A 19,807-nucleotide genomic window follows, 5' to 3' on the forward strand; every position below is an offset into this window, starting at 1 on the left:
CAGCGTATGAGGCGTGGGAAGCCGGAACGATTGGAGAAGAGGGACGGAAAGCAAAGAAAGACCTTTTTAAGCCCCACCGGGAAATGATTGATTCTTTTACTAAGGATCGACCGGTTTTTATACAACGATTTGATGGTAATGTATTTTTCGCAAATGGTAAAGGATTGGAGTTAGCGGGTATTGGCAGAGACCTTCCCAATCCTGTGGGCATTACGGTTGATAGAGACAGGAAAGGGAATCCTACCGGAATTCTCACAGGTGCCAATGTTAATACCTACTTCCAGAAAATCATCCCTAAAAGGTCATGGGACCAGCGTTTACTGGAAACACAAGCGGTTTTGGATCGATGCAAAATGTTCGGCGTCACGAGCCTCTCTGATATGTCTGATCCGCTTCAACGGGAAATCTTTTACACCCTTCGAAACCAAGAGGCGCTCACTGTCCGAGTCCACTCCCGAGGATATCTGGATCAATGGGATAAACTGGCGGCACTGGGAATCAAGGTAGGCGCGGGGGATGAGATGATTCGGCTCGGCTCGGTGAAGGCGTGGATTGATGGAATTATGGGAAATTCGAGCGCCAGGTTCTACGAACCTTACTCCCACATGCCGGGAGAGCGAGGCCGCTGGCGATCCATAATGTTTCCGTGGACAGCCGCCAATGACGGTCGGGAAATGGTAAGTAATCTGGAGAACCTTGCTATGAAAGCTGACTCTGCCGGCATACAGCTTTCTGTACATGCTATTGGTGACGAAGGCAATGGCTATCTACTGGATATGATGGAACGAATGATTGCAAAAAATGGTCAAAGAGACCGTCGTTTCCGGCTTGTCCATGCCCAAGTGATTAATCCGGATCACTTCAAACGTTTTAATAGGCTCGGCATTGTGGCTGAAGTTCAGCCATATCACTGTACCGATGATATGCGTTGGATGGAAGAGCGGATCGGTCAGGACCGGTGCGTGGGTGCTTATGCCTTTCGGTCGTTGTGGGATAACGGTGCTGTGGTCTGCTTCGGCTCTGACTCACCCGGTACCAACGCTGCTCGGTATCCCCTTAATCCCATGTTGGGACTCTACGCAGCCGTCACGCGGCAGACACTCACCGGTGAACCTGATGAAGGATGGTTCCCAGAACAAAAACTGACCATGAAAGAAGCCATTCAGGCCTACACCCTTAATTCTGCCTATGCCTCATTCGAAGAGAGTATCAAAGGCTCTATTACCGTGGGAAAACTAGCCGACATGGCTGTTCTATCAGACAATCTGTTGAAGATAGAACCTGAAAAGATCAAGGATGTGGAAAATGTGATGACTGTTCTGGGTGGAAAGGTCATCTATAAAAAAAGATAGGTTAATTGCATCACTCTATGTTCAGACTAAAGTGTTGGGGACTTTTTATTATCCTTTTCGTTTCATGTACTCCAAAGGAAAGCTCAAAAAAATTAACTGAACCGCTTAAAGCTGACCTTTGGATTCAAGGTGGCACCGTTGTAGATGGTGGTGGCGGTCCAGCCATTCGCGCCGATGTTTTTGTTAACGGGGACTCTATACTTTTTGTAGGAACAGCCTCCGCAGATGTTATTGCTAAAGATATCCTGGATGCCACGGATCTGATCATAACGCCGGGCTTTATTGATGCGCACGCTCATGGTGATCCTTTTGACACGCCGGGTTTCACCAACTTTTTATCCATGGGAGTTACCACCCTCAGCCTGGGGCAGGATGGATTTAGCCCGGACACGGAAGATCTTGCAAACTGGATGAAGTCAGTTGACACACTCCCTTTGGGACCTAACATTGCCATGTTCGTGGGTCATAGCACGCTCAGGAAGCTCAGCGGGGTGAATTTTATAACTGATCCGTCAGAGGCTGATCTGGAACAAATGGGGAAACTGCTTGAGGAAGCTTTGACCGCAGGAGCCTTCGGTATGACCACAGGACTTGAATATACCCCCGGTACATATGCGAACCAGCATGAGTTGGACTATCTGGCCCGCATTGTGGGTACTCACGAGGGCCTTATTATGAGCCATGTTCGAAAAGAACAGGACGATACTATAGAAGATGATCTTGCGGAATTGTTCAGCCAAGGTAGATACGCGAACATTCATGTATCTCACATGAAAGTGGTTTTCGGTAAAGGAGTACAACGGGCGGAAGAAATTTTGATGCTAATGACCAAACAAAGAAATAAAAACTTACGTTTTACCGTTACTGCAGATGTCTACCCCTACCTTGCGAGTTATACTACTATCGGAATCCTTTTCCCCGACTGGGCTAAACCACCACACGATTATGAAAAAATCAGAAATGAAAGACGTGAAGAACTCCTCTCTTATGTAATAGAGCTTGTTTTGAAACGCAACGGTCCGGTGGCAACACTTTTTGGTACAGAACCATACAGAGGAAAAACCTTGGCAGAGGTTTCTGAAGAGATGGATCTCTCCTTTGAACAGGTGCTTGTGGATTCCATCGGACCGGCCGGTGCCGATGCTGCTTACTTCACTATGGACAAAGAGTTGCAGGAGCGATTCCTCGCCGATCCTTATGTGATGGTTTCGTCGGATGGTTCACCTGCCATGTACCATCCCAGAGGCCATGGCGCTTTTGCAAAGATGATCAGAAAATATGTGGTAGAAGATTCTTTACTAACCCTGGAAGAGGTGGTGAGGAAGATGACAGCTTTACCTGCTGAAACTATCGGGTTAACGGACAGGGGGCTGGTTAGAAAAGGCTATAAAGCTGATCTTATTATTTTTAATCCCTTGAAGGTGAAAGACAATGCTACATTCGGAGAGCCACACCAGCTGGCTACGGGGTTTGAGACAGTCATTGTGAATGGCAATATAGCATGGCAAAGACCCAAGGGTTTTATAGAGGCTTATGGACGAATGTTAACAAGAGGGGAAAATCATGAATAGAATAACAAACTACAAATCGCTCATTGTAATTGTCTTACTGCTTTTTTTACCATTGAACAGCCAAGATGCTAACCTGCTTGAACCCATGGATATTTTTGAGATGGAAGGTGTTTCAGATCCCCAGATGTCTCCTGACGGTTCCAAAATTCTCTATGTTCGATCTGGCAGTGATATAATGACCGACAAGCGCTATTCCAATATCTGGATCATCAATTATGACGGAACAGATAATCGCCCCATTACCAGCGGTCATAACGGTAACAGTCAGCCCCGGTGGTCTCCCGATGGAAAGCAGATGATTTATATCTCCGGCGCCTCAGGTTCTGGCCAGATCCACAAGCGGTGGATGGATACGGGTGAGACCACGACCCTGACGAATGTCCAGACAGGGCCCCACGGGATCAGCTGGTCAACTGATGGTAAACATGTTGCCTTTTATGGTACGGTGCCGACCGATGCTGAGTTTAAGGTGGATCTGCCAACTGCCCCAGAGGGCGCTGAATGGGCAGCACCTGCAAAAGTGATTGACCGCCTGGTCTACCGGTTTGATCGGGTTGGATATTTAAAAGGATACAAACACCTTTTTGTAGTCCCCTCTGAAGGGGGCACAGCTCGGCAACTGACTTCCGGAAGGTTTAACTTTGCCAGTTACCGAGGTGGTCAGACAGCATGGTCCAGAGACAGTAAATATGTATATGTCTCTACCAACCTTAGTGATGAGTGGGAAGCAGAAGGGTACCGGCAGAGTGATATTTATCAGGTAAATATTGTAGATGGAAGAATGGATAGACTCACAGATCGGGATGGACCGGATGGGGACCCCAAGCCGTCCCCAGACGGCAAGTGGCTGGCCTATACGGGTTATGACAACAAGAAAATGGCCACACAGATATCACGCATATATTTGATGGACCTGAAAACGCAAAAGGTTCAGGAGGTCAAAACGAAATTGGATAGAGGGGTCTCCAGCCTCAGCTGGTCAGGGGACAGTAAAAACATCTTTTTTACCTATGCGGATAAGGGAAATACGAAACTGGCCCAAACAACACTTAAGGGTAAGAACAGCATCCTAGGTAATAACCTGAGCCGTGGTTACTCGGTAGCGAAAGATGGACGGTTTGTGTTTATAACAACCAGACCCGATCTTCCTTCAGACTTGGCAGTAGGCAGAGCCAGTGGTGGCCAGACTAAGACCATTACCTCAGTTAATAGTGACCTTCTGACCCATAAAAAGCTTGGCAAGGTGGAAGAAATATGGTACAAGTCTTCCCACGATGGTCTTGACATCCAGGGGTGGATTATTAAACCACCTGGCTTTGATCCTTCAAAGAAGTATCCTCTTATAATAAAAATCCATGGTGGTCCTTTCGCTAACTATGGTGATCGGTTTTATTTGGAGAAACAGCTTATGGCCGCTGAAGGCTATATTGTACTTTATACAAACCCCAGAGGCAGTACCAGCTATGGTGAAAAATTTGCCCAGCTGATTCACCATGATTATCCTGGTGATGACTTTTATGATCTGAATTCAGGTGTAGACGCTGCTATTAAAAGGGGTTATGTTGACGAAGACAATCTCTTTGTCACCGGTGGCAGTGGGGGTGGTGTTCTTACCTGTTGGATGATTGGTAGGACCACACGCTTCAAGGCGGCGGTGACGGTCTACCCCGTAATAAACTGGTACAGCTTTGTATTGTATACTGACATTCCTTGGACAGCTAACTACTGGTTTCCTGGAATGCCCTGGGATAATGTGGAGAAATATGAGAGCAAGTCCTTGCTTTCAGTAGTAAAAAATGTAAAGACACCCACTATGGTACTTACAGGAGAGGCGGACTACCGCACCCCCATGCCTGATTCTGAGCAGTATTATGCAGCGCTTCAGCTGTTAGGTGTAGAATCTGTGCTGGTAAGGGTCCCTGATGAGCCCCATGGTATTTCTGTGAGGCCCAGTCATCACCTGAGTAAAATGAAACACATAATGGGTTGGATCAATAAGTATAACAATTAATAGGGTCATTTAAATGAAAAAATCTAACTTTCAGCGAAAGCTCTACCTCTCCATGGTTATATATATTTGTTTATTATTCAGTCCACGGCTGGCGGAGGCACAAGGAGGGCTCTCAACCCTTGAATTAGAGTTGACCCGCTTGGGAGAACTTTCAGGTGGAACCATGGGTGTGGGTGTTATACATATAGAATCCGGACAGAGGGTCTATATAAACAATGGTGAAAGCTATCCAATGGCCAGTACTTATAAAGTACCTATTGCTGTTCAGCTTTTAAAAAGAGTGGAAATGAAAGAAATAACGCTGGACCAGATGATTGAAGTGCAAAAATATGATCTTCACCCTGGCAGTGGTACTCTATCCCGACTTTTTGTTAATCCAGGTGTTATTCTTTCCGTGAGAAACCTCTTAGAACTAATGATGCTTATAAGTGATAACAGTGCCACTGACATAATGCTGGACACCGCTGGAGGTTCGAAGAGAATAAATAAAACACTGAAAAAAAATAAAATACGTGATATGCGCGTTAATCGACCCACTATTAAACTGATTGCTGACTGGGTTGGTGTTGATATTTCGGGTGGAAAAGAATTTTCAAATGAAGCTTTCATTGATAAATATGAATCACTTTCAGAAGAAGAAATAGAAAGCTCAAACCGAGCTTTTTCAACAGATCCACAGGACACTTCTACTCCGGAGGCCATGGCTGTTTTACTTGAGAAAATATGGAACAGGGAAATTTTGAGTCCTAAATACTCGGAACTTCTTATTGATATTATGGGACGTTGCAAAACAGGCGAAGGTCGGCTGAAAGGTATGTTGCCTGAGGAAACTTTTGTGGCCCACAAGACAGGGACCATTGGCGCGACCACCAACGATGTAGGTATCATAGAGCTGCCCCAGAACAAGGGACATGTAGTGGTGGTTGCTTTTGTTAAAGATTCAGAACTGGAAATACCAAAAAGAGAAAAGGCGATTGCCCACGTTGCTAGGGCTGCACATGATTACTTTTTGTTCAATTAATGAAAAAGGAAACACACCAATGTCTTGGTTAAAACGAATCATTGCTACAGCATTCTTACTGTCTATAATTCTAAGTGGTCAATCTTCTGATAATTGGACATTAGATGTAAGTATTGAGCTGAAAAGTATTTCCCAACTGCGGTTTTCGCCTTCAGGGCACCGATTGGCTATGGTCGTGAGAGAAGCCCTTATAGAGGGAGACAAATCAGAGTATCTCAACCAGATTTGGATGTCTCGTTTAGAAGATAATTCCCTACATCAATTTACTTATGGAGACAAATCTGCTTCCCGTCCTCGGTTTTCTCCAGATGGTAAATATCTCGCGTTTATTAGTGAAAGAACCGAAGAGGCCCAAGTCTGGGTCATGCGAACAGACGGCGGCGAAGCACAGCAGTTTTCATATGAAAAAGAGAGCGTGGGCAATTTTGAGTGGTCACCAGACGGAACACAGATCGCTTTTCTCATGAAAGATCCGAAAACAGAAGAGGAAGAAGAACAAGAGAAAGAAAAGCGCGACGTTATTATTGTGGATGAAAACTTCAAGTACAACCATGTTTACGTAAAACAATTTGCGACAGAGGTTGACACTAATAAAGCAGACAGAATAACTGAGGGTAATTTCACTGTCAACTCCTTCAATTGGAGTCCTGACGGTAGACGAATTGTTTTTGCCCACAGTTTTGAACCGACGTTTAATAGCAGATCAATATCCGGTGATATTTCTGTGGTTAGTTTGTCTGATAAAACGGTGACCTTCCTCGTGGAATGGCCAGGTGTGGACGCTGACCCTGTTTTTTCACCAGATGGAAAGTGGGTTGCCTTTGCATCCGATGGGGGAAAAACTGAGAGAATAGGCTTGGCGGATTGTTTTGTTGTTTCGTCCAAGGGGGGAAACCCCAAGAAACTCGCCGAAACGCCTAATAGAGATGTTGGTATTTATGGGGTACCGGGTGTTATGAGATGGTCCCGCGATGGAAAATATGTTTATGCGGCAGACTTTGAAAAAACAAAAACCCAAGTTTATAAGCTTTCTGTAACAGGACAAAAAATTTCAGGAATAACATCTTATGATGGCGTTATCTCGGCACCAGTAATAAGTCCCGATGAAAAGCAGATGGCTTTTGTTGGAGAATCAATGGACGTGCCGGACGAGGTTTATATTAGTGAACTTAGAAAATTCAGACCCAGGGTTATATCATCTTTTAATTCAACAAAGAAATGGCCAGAAGTGTCGAAAACAGAACTTTTGAGTTGGAAGTCAAAAGACGGATTACAAGTTGAAGGTCTGTTAACCTATCCATCGGGTTATAAAAAAGGAGAAAAATATCCCTTGGCTCTAATGATCCATGGTGGCCCAGCCGGGGTTTACACCCAAACTTTCACTGGCAGTCCAAGTATCTACGTTATTCAGTTTTTTGCAGATAATGGTTATGCTGTTCTCCGATCTAATCCTAGAGGTAGTACTGGGTATGGAAAAGATTTTCGCTATGCCAATTTCAAGGATTGGGGTTTCGGTGATTATGAGGATATTATGGCCGGCGTGGATAAAGTAATAGATATGGGGATTGCTGACCCAGAAAGATTGGCGGCAATGGGTTGGAGTTACGGCGGCTATATGACTTCATTTTTAGTTACGCGAACAGGTCGTTTCAAAGCAGCCAGTATGGGAGCAGGACTTCCCAATCTTGTTAGTATGGTCACCACTACTGACATTCCTGACTATCTTGCGGCACATATGGGAGGAGAGTTTTGGGAAGATTATGAGACCTATGAAAAACATTCAGCTATTTACCGAATAGCCAATGTGACAACCCCTACTCAGGTAATTCATGGCGCCAATGATTTGCGTGTACCTTTTACACAGGGTCAAGAATTCTATGTTGCTTTGAAACGTAGAGGGATAGACACAGAAATGATTGTTTACCCTCGAACCCCCCACGGTCCTAGAGAGCCCAAACTGCTTATGGATGTGTCTCCAAGAATCTTAAACTGGTTCGACAAATATATCCAGCGGTGATACAGGCTCGATAATTAGAGGTATAAGTATGAGAGATGAGTGGCAATGAAATCATCAAGAAGGAAATTTATTAGATCAACTGCTGTTACCACAGCGGGCCTTGGATTCGGCTTAAGCACTTTTGGTCGTTCAGAACAAAAGGAGACCAAAAACATTTCTCCATCATTACGCATCCTAATTCTTGGTGGAACCGCTTTTACAGGACCACACCAGATCAAATATGCTCTGTCTCGGGGGCACAAAATTTCCATTTTTAATAGAGGAAAAACTGAGCCGACAGTTCATAAAGGTCTGTTTGATAAAGTTGAACATCTTCTAGGCGATCGAAATGATAATTTGACCGCCTTGGAAGGTCGAGAATGGGATGCTGTAATTGATAATTCTGCTACTTATCCCCGTTGGGTTAGACAGACAACAGACATTTTGAAGGGTAACGTCAACACCTATCTTTTTACTTCCTCTCTTTCTGTTCATGCGAGCTTTGACAAACGTGGGTTAACAGAGGAAGACCAGGTGGCTACTACGGACGACCCTGCCGAGGAAGACATGAGTGCGTATGGGGCGCTTAAAGCATTATCAGAAAATGTTACCAGGAGAGCTTTTGGAAATGGGGCTATTATTGTAAGGCCTCACTTAATTGTTGGCCCGGGAGATCGCACAGATCGGTGGACTTACTGGCCCGTAAGAATTGAACGCGGTGGGGAAGTTTTGTCTCCCGGAACCCCTAGTCACCAGGTACAGTATATTGATGCTCGGGATTTGGCAGAATTTGACATTCATTTAATTGAAAAGGGTGCAACAGGTACTTATAGTGCAGTTGGTCCGATGGCAAAATACAGCATGGCGGAAATGCTGTATGGTATACGTGCTGTGGTAAACGGTAAAGTGTCATTCACTTGGGTTGACCAGGAATTTCTGGCGGAGAATGAAGTTGCTCCTTGGCGTGAAATGACAGCCTGGATGCCTTCGGGTGGGGAATACGATGGTTTTTCTTCGTTTGACAACAGTAAAGCCGTTTCGGCAGGTTTAACCTATAGACCTTTAGCCCAAACGGCACGTGACACTTTAGACTGGTGGCATACCCTGCCCGAAGAACGGAAGCACAACCTTAAAGCCGGGCTTGCACCAGATAAAGAGAAAGAAGTATTGAAAAAATGGAAAAAAAATTTGCAAAACTGATGATTTATACGACCAATAAATTGAGGTGTGAAATGAAAAGAATAGCAGTCTCGGTTTGGATTTTGGCAACAGGCATAACCTTTGGTCAGCTTGATATAAATAAGCTGAAAAATATGAAAGCGAGAAGCATTGGCCCTGCCGGCATGAGTGGCCGGGTTACAGCCATCGATGTGGTTCTTTCAAATCCTGATATTATATATGTTGGTACGGCCTCAGGCGGATTGTGGAAATCAGAGAGTGGGGGTATTGACTGGACTCCTATTTTTGATGATCAAAAAGCAGCATCTATAGGAGATGTTACAATCGATCAATCAAATCCTGACGTTGTGTGGGTGGGCTCAGGAGAAGGGAATCCCAGAAACAGTCAAACCAGCGGATATGGTGTCTACAGAAGTTTGGATGGAGGAAAAAACTGGGACTATATGGGGCTTGGTGAAACAAGGAATATTCACCGAGTCATTCTTGATCCCAGGGATTCAGATGTTATCTATGTGGGCGCTCAAGGGTCTGCCTGGGGTGACAGTAAAGACCGGGGTGTTTTCAAAACTCTTGACGGTGGTAAAACCTGGGAAAAAATTCTATATGTGAATGAAAAGACGGGTATTGGAGAGTTAGTTGTAGACCCCTTCAATCCCAATAAGCTTATCGCTGGGATGTGGGAGTTTCGCAGGTCTCCATGGTTCTTTAAGTCTGGTGGGGAAGGCTCTGGTATGTATGTCACTTTCGATGGCGGTAAAAACTGGGAAAAACGGACAAGCAAAAATGGCCTACCCAAAGGAGAGCTGGGACGTATGGGAATTGCCATCGCCCGCAGCAATCCTGACATTATTTATGCCCTTGTTGAATCAAAGAAAAATGCCCTCTACAAATCGGAAGACGGAGGCTTCAACTGGAAAAAAGTAACCGAAAAAAATGTTGGGGGCCGCCCCTTTTACTATGCTGAAATATATGTAGATGTTGTAAATGAAAACCGACTCTATAATCTCCACAGTACTGTGACTGTTAGCAATGACGGTGGCAATACCTTCTCTCAGCTCATGACAGCATACGGGGAGGCTGGTGTTCATCCGGATCACCATGCTTTCTGGGGCCATCCCGAAAACCCCAATTTCCTTATGGAGGGCAATGATGGTGGACTCAATATTTCCAGAGACCGGGGTAAAACATGGCGTTTTGTTGAAAATTTGCCGCTGGCGCAGTTCTATCATATTAATTATGACATGGAATGGCCATATAATGTTTACGGTGGAATGCAGGACAACGGTTCTTGGCGTGGGCCTGCATATGTGTGGCGTTCAGGAGGCATCAGGAATGCCTACTGGGAGGAGTTGTTTTTTGGTGACGGGTTCGATGTGGTGCCCCATCCGGGGAATTCCCGATTCGGCTATGCCATGAGCCAGGGTGGCAACGTGGGCCGGTACGACCTTATTACCGGCCATACCCAGACCATCAAGCCTGTTCATCCCGAAATGGAAAAACTCCGGTTTAACTGGAACGCCGGAATTGCTCAGGACCCATTCGATGAAAACACTATTTATTATGGAAGTCAGTATTTGCATAAAAGCCGTGATAGGGGTGAGAACTGGGAAGTCATTTCCTCTGATTTGACTACAAATGATCAAGAAAAACAAAAGCAACTTGAGTCAGGTGGTCTTACCTATGATGTAACAGGTGCAGAGAATTTCACAACCATTATTGCTATTGCACCCAGCCCTGTTGAAGAAGGCATTATTTGGGTGGGGACGGACGATGGAAACGTTCAGTTGACACAGGATGGTGGCAAAACATGGACAGATCTCACAAATAGATTCACGGGAGTTCCAAAGGGGAGCTGGGTGCCTCAGATTACGGCATCCACCTATAATGCAGATGAAGCGTTTGTTGTAATAAACAATTATCGAAGAAATGACTGGAAACCCTACGTTTTCCGCACAACCAACTTCGGGAAATCGTGGAGGAAGATTGTAGATGAAGATCAGGTGTGGGGGCATGCACTCAGTGTAGTTCAGGACCCGTTAGAACCCAACCTTATGTTCCTTGGCACAGAGTTTGGCCTTTATTTATCTATTGATGGTGCAAAGAATTGGACCAAGTGGACACATGGATATCCCACAGTTTCCACTATTGACCTGAAGATTCATCCCAGGGAACATGACCTCATCATTGGCACATTTGGCCGGGCGGCATACATCCTTGATGATATTCGCCCTTTGAGAGCGTTAGCTTCAGAGGGGCCAGAAATTCTGAATAAGCATCTTCGTTTCTTTAAACCGCCGACAGCCGTATTGGCCATTAACCGGCAGGCTAGCGGCACACGCTTTAACGCTAATGCTATGTTCAGCGGCGAAAACCGAGACTGGGGAGCCATGCTCTCTTTTGTCTACAATCCTTCTCCGAAAAAGGAGAAGAAACAAGGAAGTAAAGGAAAAGATGAAGAGGAGTCAGAAAAAGGAAAAGGCCCCAGCGAGACAAAGAAAGACAAAGTGAAGGTAGAGGTGCTGAACTCTGAAGGCGACGTCATCAGAACACTGCATGCTGAAGTTGACACGGGACTTAACCGTATTACATGGGGTCTCCGCCGCAAAGGGGTACGTTCCCCTGGCCGTGGGGGTTGGGGGCCTCCCATGGCGAGAGACCGGGAACCGCCAGGCCCCCCCGTGCTCCCAAGTGACTATACAGTCAGGATCTCTCATGACAAGGATTCAGTAACTCAGGTGGTGAATGTCATCACTGATCCTCGCGTTGATATCTATGTGAGAAATCTGGAAGAGCTCCAGCCTCTTCATGACCAGCAGATGAAACTAACGGAAGTCGTCGGGAAAGCAGTGAAACAGTTACAGGAAGCAAAGGAAGCCATCGACGCAATCAATAAACTCTTAGATCCGAAGGAGAATAAGTCTCATAAGGATTTGAAGAAACAAGGGAAGAAAGTTCAGGATCAGATTGAAGAGCTGGAGAGATTGATTATAAATCCGCGCGGCCGTCAAGGCATCGCTAGGAATCCTGACGTTCTTACAGCGCAGGTGGGGGTGTTGAGTCGCTACCTCTACAGCAACATTACCGGACGGAACAAGACGCACGACATACTCTTGAAACATGCAGAGAGTGAGACGAAAAGGGTGTTGGAGAAGATAAACGCCTTTTTCGATGAGGAGTGGATGGATTATGAAGATGCTGTGGAATCATCCCGGGTGAGTCACTTTAAGGAGTACGAACCTTTAAGAATCAAATAGAAAAAGGACAGATTCTATTAGTCGACGAAGAGAAGGGAGACTATCATGATTAACAGAAGGAAATTTATCAAAACGTTATCGGCCTTCGGTATCTCACTGCCTGTCATAGGCAGCGGCGCCGTGACGCCAAAGCCGGCAGCTCGGAAGAACAACCCTGTTATTCTATGCAGTAGGGGAGAGAGTTGGGGGAAGAAAGTGCTGACGCCTGGCTGGGAAATTCTCTCCCAAAAAGGATCACTGCTGGATGCGGTGGAAAAATCAGCGAACGTTACCGAGTTGGATCCAGAAGACACCTCTGTGGGCTATGGTGGTCTCCCCAACGAGCGCGGCGTTGTTCAACTAGATTCCTCCATTATGTTTGGTCCCACCCATAACTGCGGTTCGGTGGCAGCGCTGGAGGGAATCAAAACGCCTTGCTCTGTAGCACGGTTGGTTATGGAAAGAACCGACCATATACACATAGTGGGAAAAGGCGCTCAGGATTTTGCTGTTGCTCATGGCTTCAAGGTGGAAAATCTTCTCACGGAGAAATCGAGAAAGATCTGGTTGCGGTGGAAAGAGAACCTTTCAGACAAGGATGACTGGTTTCCACCCAAAGATGGGGATTATGACATAGACAGAACTACTGGTACTATCAATGTTCTTGCCGTGGACAGTGCGGGTGATTTGGCAGGCATTACTACAACTAGCGGCCTTGCTTGGAAAATTCCTGGTCGGATTGGTGATTCACCCATAATAGGCGCAGGTCTCTTTGTAGATAATGAAGTAGGTGCCGTGGGTGCCACCGGCAGAGGTGAAGAACTGCTCCGTTCATGCGGTTCTTTTTATGGCGTGGAACAGATGCGAGCAGGCAAGTCACCGCAGGAAGCCTGCGAGGCGGTCTGTCAGCGGATTATTGATATTAATGGTGGTAAAGACAAGGTCGATTTCAGCGATAAAATGGTTGCCATGAACAAGGACGGTGAGGTGGGCTGTGCCGCCATCCGCGGAAGCAAAGGGAAAGAGCCGGAAGTGGCTTACTGGTCAAAGAAAGGGTTTAAAGTTCTGAAGGGGACTTATCTTATAGAGAGTTAATCTCTCTAAATTCTAGACATCCTTAATTATTCTAGGAGGTTTAAAGAAGACTTAAAGGAACCTCCTCCACTGGCATAATCAAATTGATCAACCAAGGGACAGGTCTTACTCGTGAAATAGGTCTAATAGGCCTCACAGCCACAGGAATTTGCTCCATGATGGGTGCTGCCATTAATATAGTTCCTATCATGATCCAGCGGAATGTGCCGGGGATTGGTCCCTACGTTATCCATGCTTATCTACTGGCAGCTGTTCCTGCTATACTTGCCGCCATGGCTTATGCCATTCTCGGTTCGGCTATGCCCCGGGCAGGAGGCAGTTACATCTATGCTAGTCGAGGGTTGAATCCTTATCTTGGATTTATAGCAAGTTTTTCTCAATGGTTCGGTCTCTCCATAGCTATCGGGGTGGTTTCTTATGTTATGATACCGTTTATACGGGACATTGTAGAAGCCCTGGGCTTGGACGGGGTTGCTCAAACTCTTGACAAGGGTGTGGTTCGAGTGACACTGTCACTGCTCTTTCTTTGGGTTTTCGTCTTTATTAACCTACGGGGTGTTCAGCTATATGAGCGAACACTCATCCCTCTCATGTTTCTCATGTTTGCTCTGGGCAGTATTGTTATCGTGGCGGGATTCTCATTTAATCACAGTGATTTTGCTGCAGCCACATCTGCTCCTTTAAGAGCGGAAACCGAGACGCAGCCACTTAGAATGAACGTTCTGTTACCTGCAGCTGCAGTGCTGTTCTCCACTTTCATCGGGTTCGATTCCATTGCACAGGCCGGGGGAGAAGCGAAGGATCCTGGTCGCAATATTCCACTGGCTACGGGGATAGCGGTCCTTATAGTGGGGTCATTTTATATGTTGTTCACCGCCGCCGTGTATCACGCGGTTCCGTGGACTTATATTGCTCAAAATGCCCAGCAACGTGACCTGACAGCCCCAGGGCTATTAGGAATTCTTTTGTCACCGGGCTGGACGGTTGCAATCGTGGCTGGGGCGGCCATTGCTCTTATTAATGATCTTCCCGCCATGCTGTTGGCGGTATCAAGGCTCATGTTTGCCTGGGCTGAAGATGGGGTATTTCCCAAAGCTGTGGCAACTGTGCACCATCGCTGGCACACACCCCACCTTGCTATTTTCCTCAGTGGTGCTATGGCCACAATGGGCATCCTTGGCAGTCATCTTGCTGGTGATTTTTTCATTGGTGTTGATATACTTGTCACATCCATGCTGGTTAATTTTCTATTGATGTGTTTTACTGTTTTTACCCTGCCACACCGGAATAAAACTTTGGCAGGGGAGGTAAAGGTTTTCCCTTCAAGACATGTTCAAATCCCTCTAGCTTTCGCAGGCGTGTTGACATTGTTTCTTTTTCTGGTGGTTCATATTTGGAAGGACCTGTCATCGCAAGTGGAAGCGTGGTATTTTCATTCCACTTATATCTGGATCATCGTATTGGCTGTTGCTTCCCTTATTTATTTTCGTGAGCTTTCCTCTCTTGGTCGCAAGGGTGTGGATGTGAAAGAACTCTTCTCAACTCTTCCCCCGGAGTAGGAGGTTGAATGTCTGGACAGGTTGAACAATGTGAACTGGCGTCCGGTTTCTCCATTTCGCGCATTATCACAGGCATGTGGCAGGTAGCCGACATGGAAAGAGACGGTGCTATCTTGGATCTCCGCAAAACTATCGAAGCCATGAAACCCTATCTGGACGCTGGCTTGTCCACTTTTGATATGGCCGATCACTACGGATCGGCGGAAGAAATTGCCGGTACTTTTGCCCATGACACGGAAGGAATCCAGTTGCTAACAAAATGGGTACCTGAACCGGGGCCTTTAAAAGAGCAAGATGTTCGTAATGCAGTGGGAAAAGCCCTGATTCGGACAAAACGTGAAACCATAGACCTCTTTCAATTTCACGCTTGGAATTATGCAGATCCGGCCTGGCTTGAAGCCTTGTTCTTTCTGAACGATTTGAAACAAGAGGGTCTTATCAGTCATCTCGGCCTAACCAATTTTGATGGCGCTCATTTGGGTATGGTTCTTCATTCGGGAATCCAGGTGGTGTCCAACCAGGTTTCTTATTCTTTAATTGATCAGCGGCCCGTCTTGGATATGACTGAACTTTGTCAGGAGCAAAGCGTCCGATTGCTGGCGTACGGAACCCTGGCTGGGGGCTTTCTGAGTGAGCGTTGGTTGGATAAGCCAGAACCTAAGATGAGAGATCTCAAAACTTGGTCTCAAATGAAATATAAACGATTTATTGATGCAGCTGGCGGTTGGGACAAGTTTCAGCAACTGCTTCAGGTTGTCAAAAATGTGGCGATTAAAAGTAATGTTTCCATCGCCAATGTGGCTTGCCGTTTCGTACTTGATCAGCCTGAAGTCGGAGGCATTATTGTTGGAGCACGTCTTGGGGAAAGTGAACACATTCAGGAGAATCTCCGAGTTTTTCAATTTTCGCTGGATGATGAAAGTCGAGCAGTCCTAGAGGAGGCAACCAGTCTTTTGACACCCATTCCCGGTAATTGTGGGGATGAGTACCGTAAACCTCCTTTCCTTACAGCTTCGGGAGACCTTTCACATCACGTTGAGGCAATCCCTCCGCCTTACGAAACGAGGTCAGGAGGGGATGGTAGAACCCTAGCCTTGTCCGGTACAGCCTGGGAGTCCATGGCAGGCTACAGCAGGGCTGTGCGGAAAGGTGACAGAATATGGGTATCTGGAACCACGGCGGCTCACGGCGAGCGTCTCATCGGTGGCAAGGACCCCGCCTCTCAGACACATTTCATTATAGATAAGATTGGAGGGGCCATCCAATCTTTAGGGGGAACCTTGGCTAATGTGGTGAGGACCCGGGTGTTTATCTCCAATATAGAGCAGTGGGAGGCAGTGGCTCGTGCCCACGGCGAACGGTTCAGGGAAATCCTTCCTGCTAATACCTTAGTTCAGGCTTCACTTGTAGGAGAAAAGTATCTTGTGGAGATGGAGGCCGAAGCTCATATCCGGTCAGATTAACTGTCTACCACTCCAAAAGGAGTTTATGACATCAATTTTGTGTAAGTGTTTTAAGTAAGAAATACTTCTTGCTTTTACACTAGGCTTGGCATCAGATTGCTCTGCTGTGAGATGGAGTCAGTTTGTATTAACGGCTGTTTCTTGTTTGCTTGACATCAAAAGTTGAATAAGCTTGAGTATTTCATCTCCAGAGGATCATCATTTACCACAAATTAAAAAAAGAGGTAGAGTCATGAGGAAAAGTATGAGACTTGGCTTTATTATTGTATTAACCCCACTATTGATCTTAGCACAAGGGGGAAGAGGCAAGATACGAGGTGTCGTTACTGACCAGGAAACTGGCGAGGCACTCGTAGGTGCGAACGTGTCCATTGAGGGCACGTCTCTTGGTGCATCGACCGATTTGAACGGTGTGTATGTCGTACTGGCAATTCCTACTGGTACGTACGCGGTGCGAGTTGGCTACATTGGTTATCGGGAGGTTGTACTTTCAAACATACGCGTCAGTGAGAACCTGACTACGTCGCAGGATTTCCAGCTCTCGCCCTCAGCAATTGAGGTGGATGCACTCCAAATTGTTGCTGAACGTCCTCTTATCCAGCGAAATACCACTAACACAGTCCGAATAACGACTCAAGAAGATATTAAGAACATGCCCGTTCGCGGACTGCAAAATCTTATTGCCTTGGAGGCAGGTACTGTACTGCAAGATGGCGAATTGCACATCCGTGGTGGACGAACCGGTGAGGTAGCCTATTTCATTGATGGTGTTTCAGCAATGAACCCTATGTACAACAGTGAAAATGTTACAGTTATCCAAGAAGCGTTAGAAGAAGTTCAGATGCAGGCTGGTGGTTATACTGCAGAATTTGGAGGTGGGAACTCAGGAATTGTACGTTCAACACTACGTAGCGGTGGCCGACAAATAAGAGGGTCAGTTGACTTTCGTACGGATGGGTTTGCGGACCCAGGTGAACAATTTCTCGGAACGTCCTCCTATGGTTACTCAAATGGCGTGTTCACCTTGAGTGGTCCTGTAGCAACGCCTAAGCTCAGGTTCTTTGTGGCTGGACAGTTTAATAATATGGACAACCGAAGCCCGAGTTACGTAGTGCCTTTCGATACTAGAGATTTCATTGATCCAGTTACCGGCCAGGCACTTGGAACTCTTGATTCCTTAGGCTGGTTGCGTGATGACGGATATGAAGGGAGAGAGGCTGGTGAAGCGCTTCCTGGTAATTCTCACATTGCCTATCTACTTAACGATCTTCCTGATTCTTGGAGAAAATCCAATATGTTTCAAGGAACCTTGACGTATGACCTGACGAACAATATCAAATTACGTTTTACAGGAACCGTTGATGGCTCAGAAAATCCGGCATCGGGATCCACTTTTTATACGAACTTACAGAATTCGTACTTCAATAGTGATAGAACATCCATGGTATCAAGAGACCATACTATGATGGGCTTCCGGGCCACCCATATTTTGAATGAGAAAACGTTTTATGAACTGGGCCTCTTCTACACTAGTCGGGATTACAAGAACTACGACAAGGATTTTGGCGATGACTGGAAGTCTTATGCCGATAGTGTTGCAAACTTTGAAAAATTCGGGGCTACAGGATGGCGCAGTAGATATCTTGGTCCCGGATGGATCAGTACTATCAATAATTTTGAAATGGAACCACCCGGTTATCCGAACAATGGTTATTCAAAGAACAATCAAACTGACTTGGGTGCCTCTTTCGATTTTACTAGCCAGTTGAGGCCGAGGTGGGAGGTAAAAGTCGGTGGCCGATATGAGGCTTGGGAAATGCGTAGATTCTCTAGCGGGAATATCAGGCAGTGGTTACAAACTGAGTATGGTGTTACCGGTGACGACCCATATCAATGGGAGTCTATATACGGGAGTGATTGGGAATATCAGCGGCAGGTGGAACTCTCAAAGGCAAGTGGTGCTACGTATTATGGATATGATATTGACGGTGAAGAGACAGATGAGTTTCCTTATGGTCCAAACACACCCCAGTTTGCCTCAGGTTACTTGCAGAACAAAATTGAGTACCCAGACCTTGTTATGAACTTTGGACTACGGTTTGAATATATTGATAATCAATCTTTGAAGCCCGCAGATCCAGAGAAACCTGTGATGGACACTCAAAGGGACTGGCTTGATCCATCTGGTGTAGAAAGAACAGAGCCCTATACTTATATTCTGCCCCGTTTCAACTTTTCATTCCCGGTGACGGACCGGACTGTGTTTTATGCTCAGTACGGTAAATATATGCAGATGCCATCTTTGAACCAGGTTTATACGGGTTACACTCAGTTAAGTAATACAGTGAGCCCGATGACCCGATCACCCTATGGTTGGTGGGGTGGTGGCGCCGGATGGACAGCCAAGCCAGAGGAGATCACCCAATATGAGTTGGGCCTCCGCATTTTAGTCAGTGAGAATTTTGCTCTCACAACGACTGGATTCTACAAAAACTATAACAATCAACTTCGAATTGATGAAATCCGTGCCTCAGGCCTGCATCCAGAAGAAATTGCAGCAGGTGCCACACTTTTTGCTGGGAATGTAAATGAGGACTTTAGCACCAATAAAGGTGTGGAGTTTACTCTGGAGCTTAGACGCACCAAGCGTGTGGCAGCGAAGCTTAATTACACCCTGTCAGATACGCGAGGAACAGGTGCTAGTTCTAGATCAGGGGATGTTGTAGTGAGTGACGTGGTTACACGGTACCCGGTTCTCATGTTCCCGCTCGATTATCACCAGCCTCATCGCGGGAGCGCCATGTTAGACTACCGCTTTGCCCAGGGTGAGGGTGGAATGTTACAAGGTGCTGGTGTGAATTTGCTAATGACTTTCAACAGCGGCCATGCATATACGAAGATTGTAGAACCGCAAGAATTGGGTCAGGCAGATCCCTGGGATATTGGTGTGCGAGCTACACGTGACCCGCGTGGCCGGCGACCGGCTGAGCCACTTAATCATTCTATGACACCCTGGAATTTCAATATTGACCTTAATGTGGATAAGGTATTTTATCTTGGTGGAATCTCAGTAGATGTATATATGCATGTTTTGAATCTTCTTGACCGCAAGAACGTTATCAATGTCCATCCTACCACTGGAACGCCGGAAGATGACGGTTGGTTAAGAAGTGCACATGCCGTGTCGTTTAAAAAGATTCCTCAATACGAGGATTTTTACCGTGCCATCAATCTGGATAACCGCTGGGCCTGGCAGATGGCTTCGGGGAAAGATTTTTACGGAATGCCCCGTCAGATTCGCTTCGGCGCAAGGGTGGAATTCTAATA

Annotated in this window: 11 protein-coding genes; all 11 read left to right on the forward strand. The window is 46.2% G+C overall.

Annotation, left to right across the window (positions count from 1 at the left end):
* A partial coding sequence (locus tag EYO21_01650) for an amidohydrolase (GenBank protein HIB02514.1) occupies positions 1–1,352 on the forward strand: 1,352 nt, incomplete at its 5' end.
* Between the two features lie 17 nt (positions 1,353–1,369).
* Positions 1,370–2,923 carry an N-acyl-D-amino acid deacylase gene (locus EYO21_01655; GenBank protein HIB02515.1) on the forward strand — a complete coding sequence of 518 codons (1,554 nt, stop codon included), beginning with the start codon at positions 1,370–1,372 and terminating at the stop codon, positions 2,921–2,923.
* Positions 2,916–4,934 (forward strand): S9 family peptidase, encoded by a 2,019-nt coding sequence (locus EYO21_01660; protein ID HIB02516.1) that lies wholly within the window; start codon positions 2,916–2,918, stop codon positions 4,932–4,934. The genes EYO21_01655 and EYO21_01660 overlap by 8 nt, the downstream gene beginning before the upstream one ends.
* Positions 4,935–4,947: 13 nt before the next feature.
* Positions 4,948–5,955, forward strand: a complete 1,008-nt coding sequence (gene bla, locus EYO21_01665; GenBank protein ID HIB02517.1) for a class A beta-lactamase — start codon at positions 4,948–4,950, stop codon at positions 5,953–5,955.
* Positions 5,909–7,972 carry a S9 family peptidase gene (locus tag EYO21_01670; GenBank protein ID HIB02518.1) on the forward strand — a complete coding sequence of 688 codons (2,064 nt, stop codon included), beginning with the start codon at positions 5,909–5,911 and terminating at the stop codon, positions 7,970–7,972. The genes bla and EYO21_01670 overlap by 47 nt, the downstream gene beginning before the upstream one ends.
* Positions 7,973–8,017: 45 nt before the next feature.
* Positions 8,018–9,151, forward strand: coding sequence for an NAD-dependent epimerase/dehydratase family protein (locus tag EYO21_01675; protein ID HIB02519.1), 1,134 nt, complete (start codon positions 8,018–8,020; stop codon positions 9,149–9,151).
* 32 nt (positions 9,152–9,183) lie between these two features.
* Positions 9,184–12,384 (forward strand): hypothetical protein, encoded by a 3,201-nt coding sequence (locus EYO21_01680; protein ID HIB02520.1) that lies wholly within the window; start codon positions 9,184–9,186, stop codon positions 12,382–12,384.
* A 45-nt stretch (positions 12,385–12,429) separates the two neighbouring features.
* Complete coding sequence (locus EYO21_01685) at positions 12,430–13,458, forward strand: asparaginase (protein ID HIB02521.1); 1,029 nt, start codon at positions 12,430–12,432, stop codon at positions 13,456–13,458.
* A gap of 155 nt (positions 13,459–13,613) precedes the next feature.
* Positions 13,614–15,017 carry an APC family permease gene (locus EYO21_01690; GenBank protein HIB02522.1) on the forward strand — a complete coding sequence of 468 codons (1,404 nt, stop codon included), beginning with the start codon at positions 13,614–13,616 and terminating at the stop codon, positions 15,015–15,017.
* A gap of 8 nt (positions 15,018–15,025) precedes the next feature.
* Positions 15,026–16,480, forward strand: coding sequence for an aldo/keto reductase (locus tag EYO21_01695; GenBank protein ID HIB02523.1), 1,455 nt, complete (start codon positions 15,026–15,028; stop codon positions 16,478–16,480).
* Positions 16,481–16,712: 232 nt separating this feature from the next.
* Complete coding sequence (locus EYO21_01700) at positions 16,713–19,805, forward strand: TonB-dependent receptor (protein ID HIB02524.1); 3,093 nt, start codon at positions 16,713–16,715, stop codon at positions 19,803–19,805.
* Positions 19,806–19,807: the final 2 nt, after the last annotated feature.

The sequence above is a fragment of the Candidatus Neomarinimicrobiota bacterium genome, assembly GCA_012964825.1.
Taxonomy (GTDB): Bacteria; Fidelibacterota; Marinisomatia; order Marinisomatales; family S15-B10; genus UBA2125.

Bases quoted from the DNA above. Each gene is read 5' to 3' on its own strand.
- EYO21_01655 (HIB02515.1), top strand. From the start codon at position 1,370: ATGTTCAGACTAAAGTGTTGGGGACTTTTTATTATCCTTTTCGTTTCA.
- EYO21_01660 (HIB02516.1), top strand. From the start codon at position 2,916: ATGAATAGAATAACAAACTACAAATCGCTCATTGTAATTGTCTTACTG.
- bla (HIB02517.1), top strand. From the start codon at position 4,948: ATGAAAAAATCTAACTTTCAGCGAAAGCTCTACCTCTCCATGGTTATA.
- EYO21_01675 (HIB02519.1), top strand. From the start codon at position 8,018: ATGAAATCATCAAGAAGGAAATTTATTAGATCAACTGCTGTTACCACA.
- EYO21_01680 (HIB02520.1), top strand. From the start codon at position 9,184: ATGAAAAGAATAGCAGTCTCGGTTTGGATTTTGGCAACAGGCATAACC.
- EYO21_01685 (HIB02521.1), top strand. From the start codon at position 12,430: ATGATTAACAGAAGGAAATTTATCAAAACGTTATCGGCCTTCGGTATC.
- EYO21_01690 (HIB02522.1), top strand. From the start codon at position 13,614: ATGATGGGTGCTGCCATTAATATAGTTCCTATCATGATCCAGCGGAAT.
- EYO21_01695 (HIB02523.1), top strand. From the start codon at position 15,026: ATGTCTGGACAGGTTGAACAATGTGAACTGGCGTCCGGTTTCTCCATT.
- EYO21_01700 (HIB02524.1), top strand. From the start codon at position 16,713: ATGAGGAAAAGTATGAGACTTGGCTTTATTATTGTATTAACCCCACTA.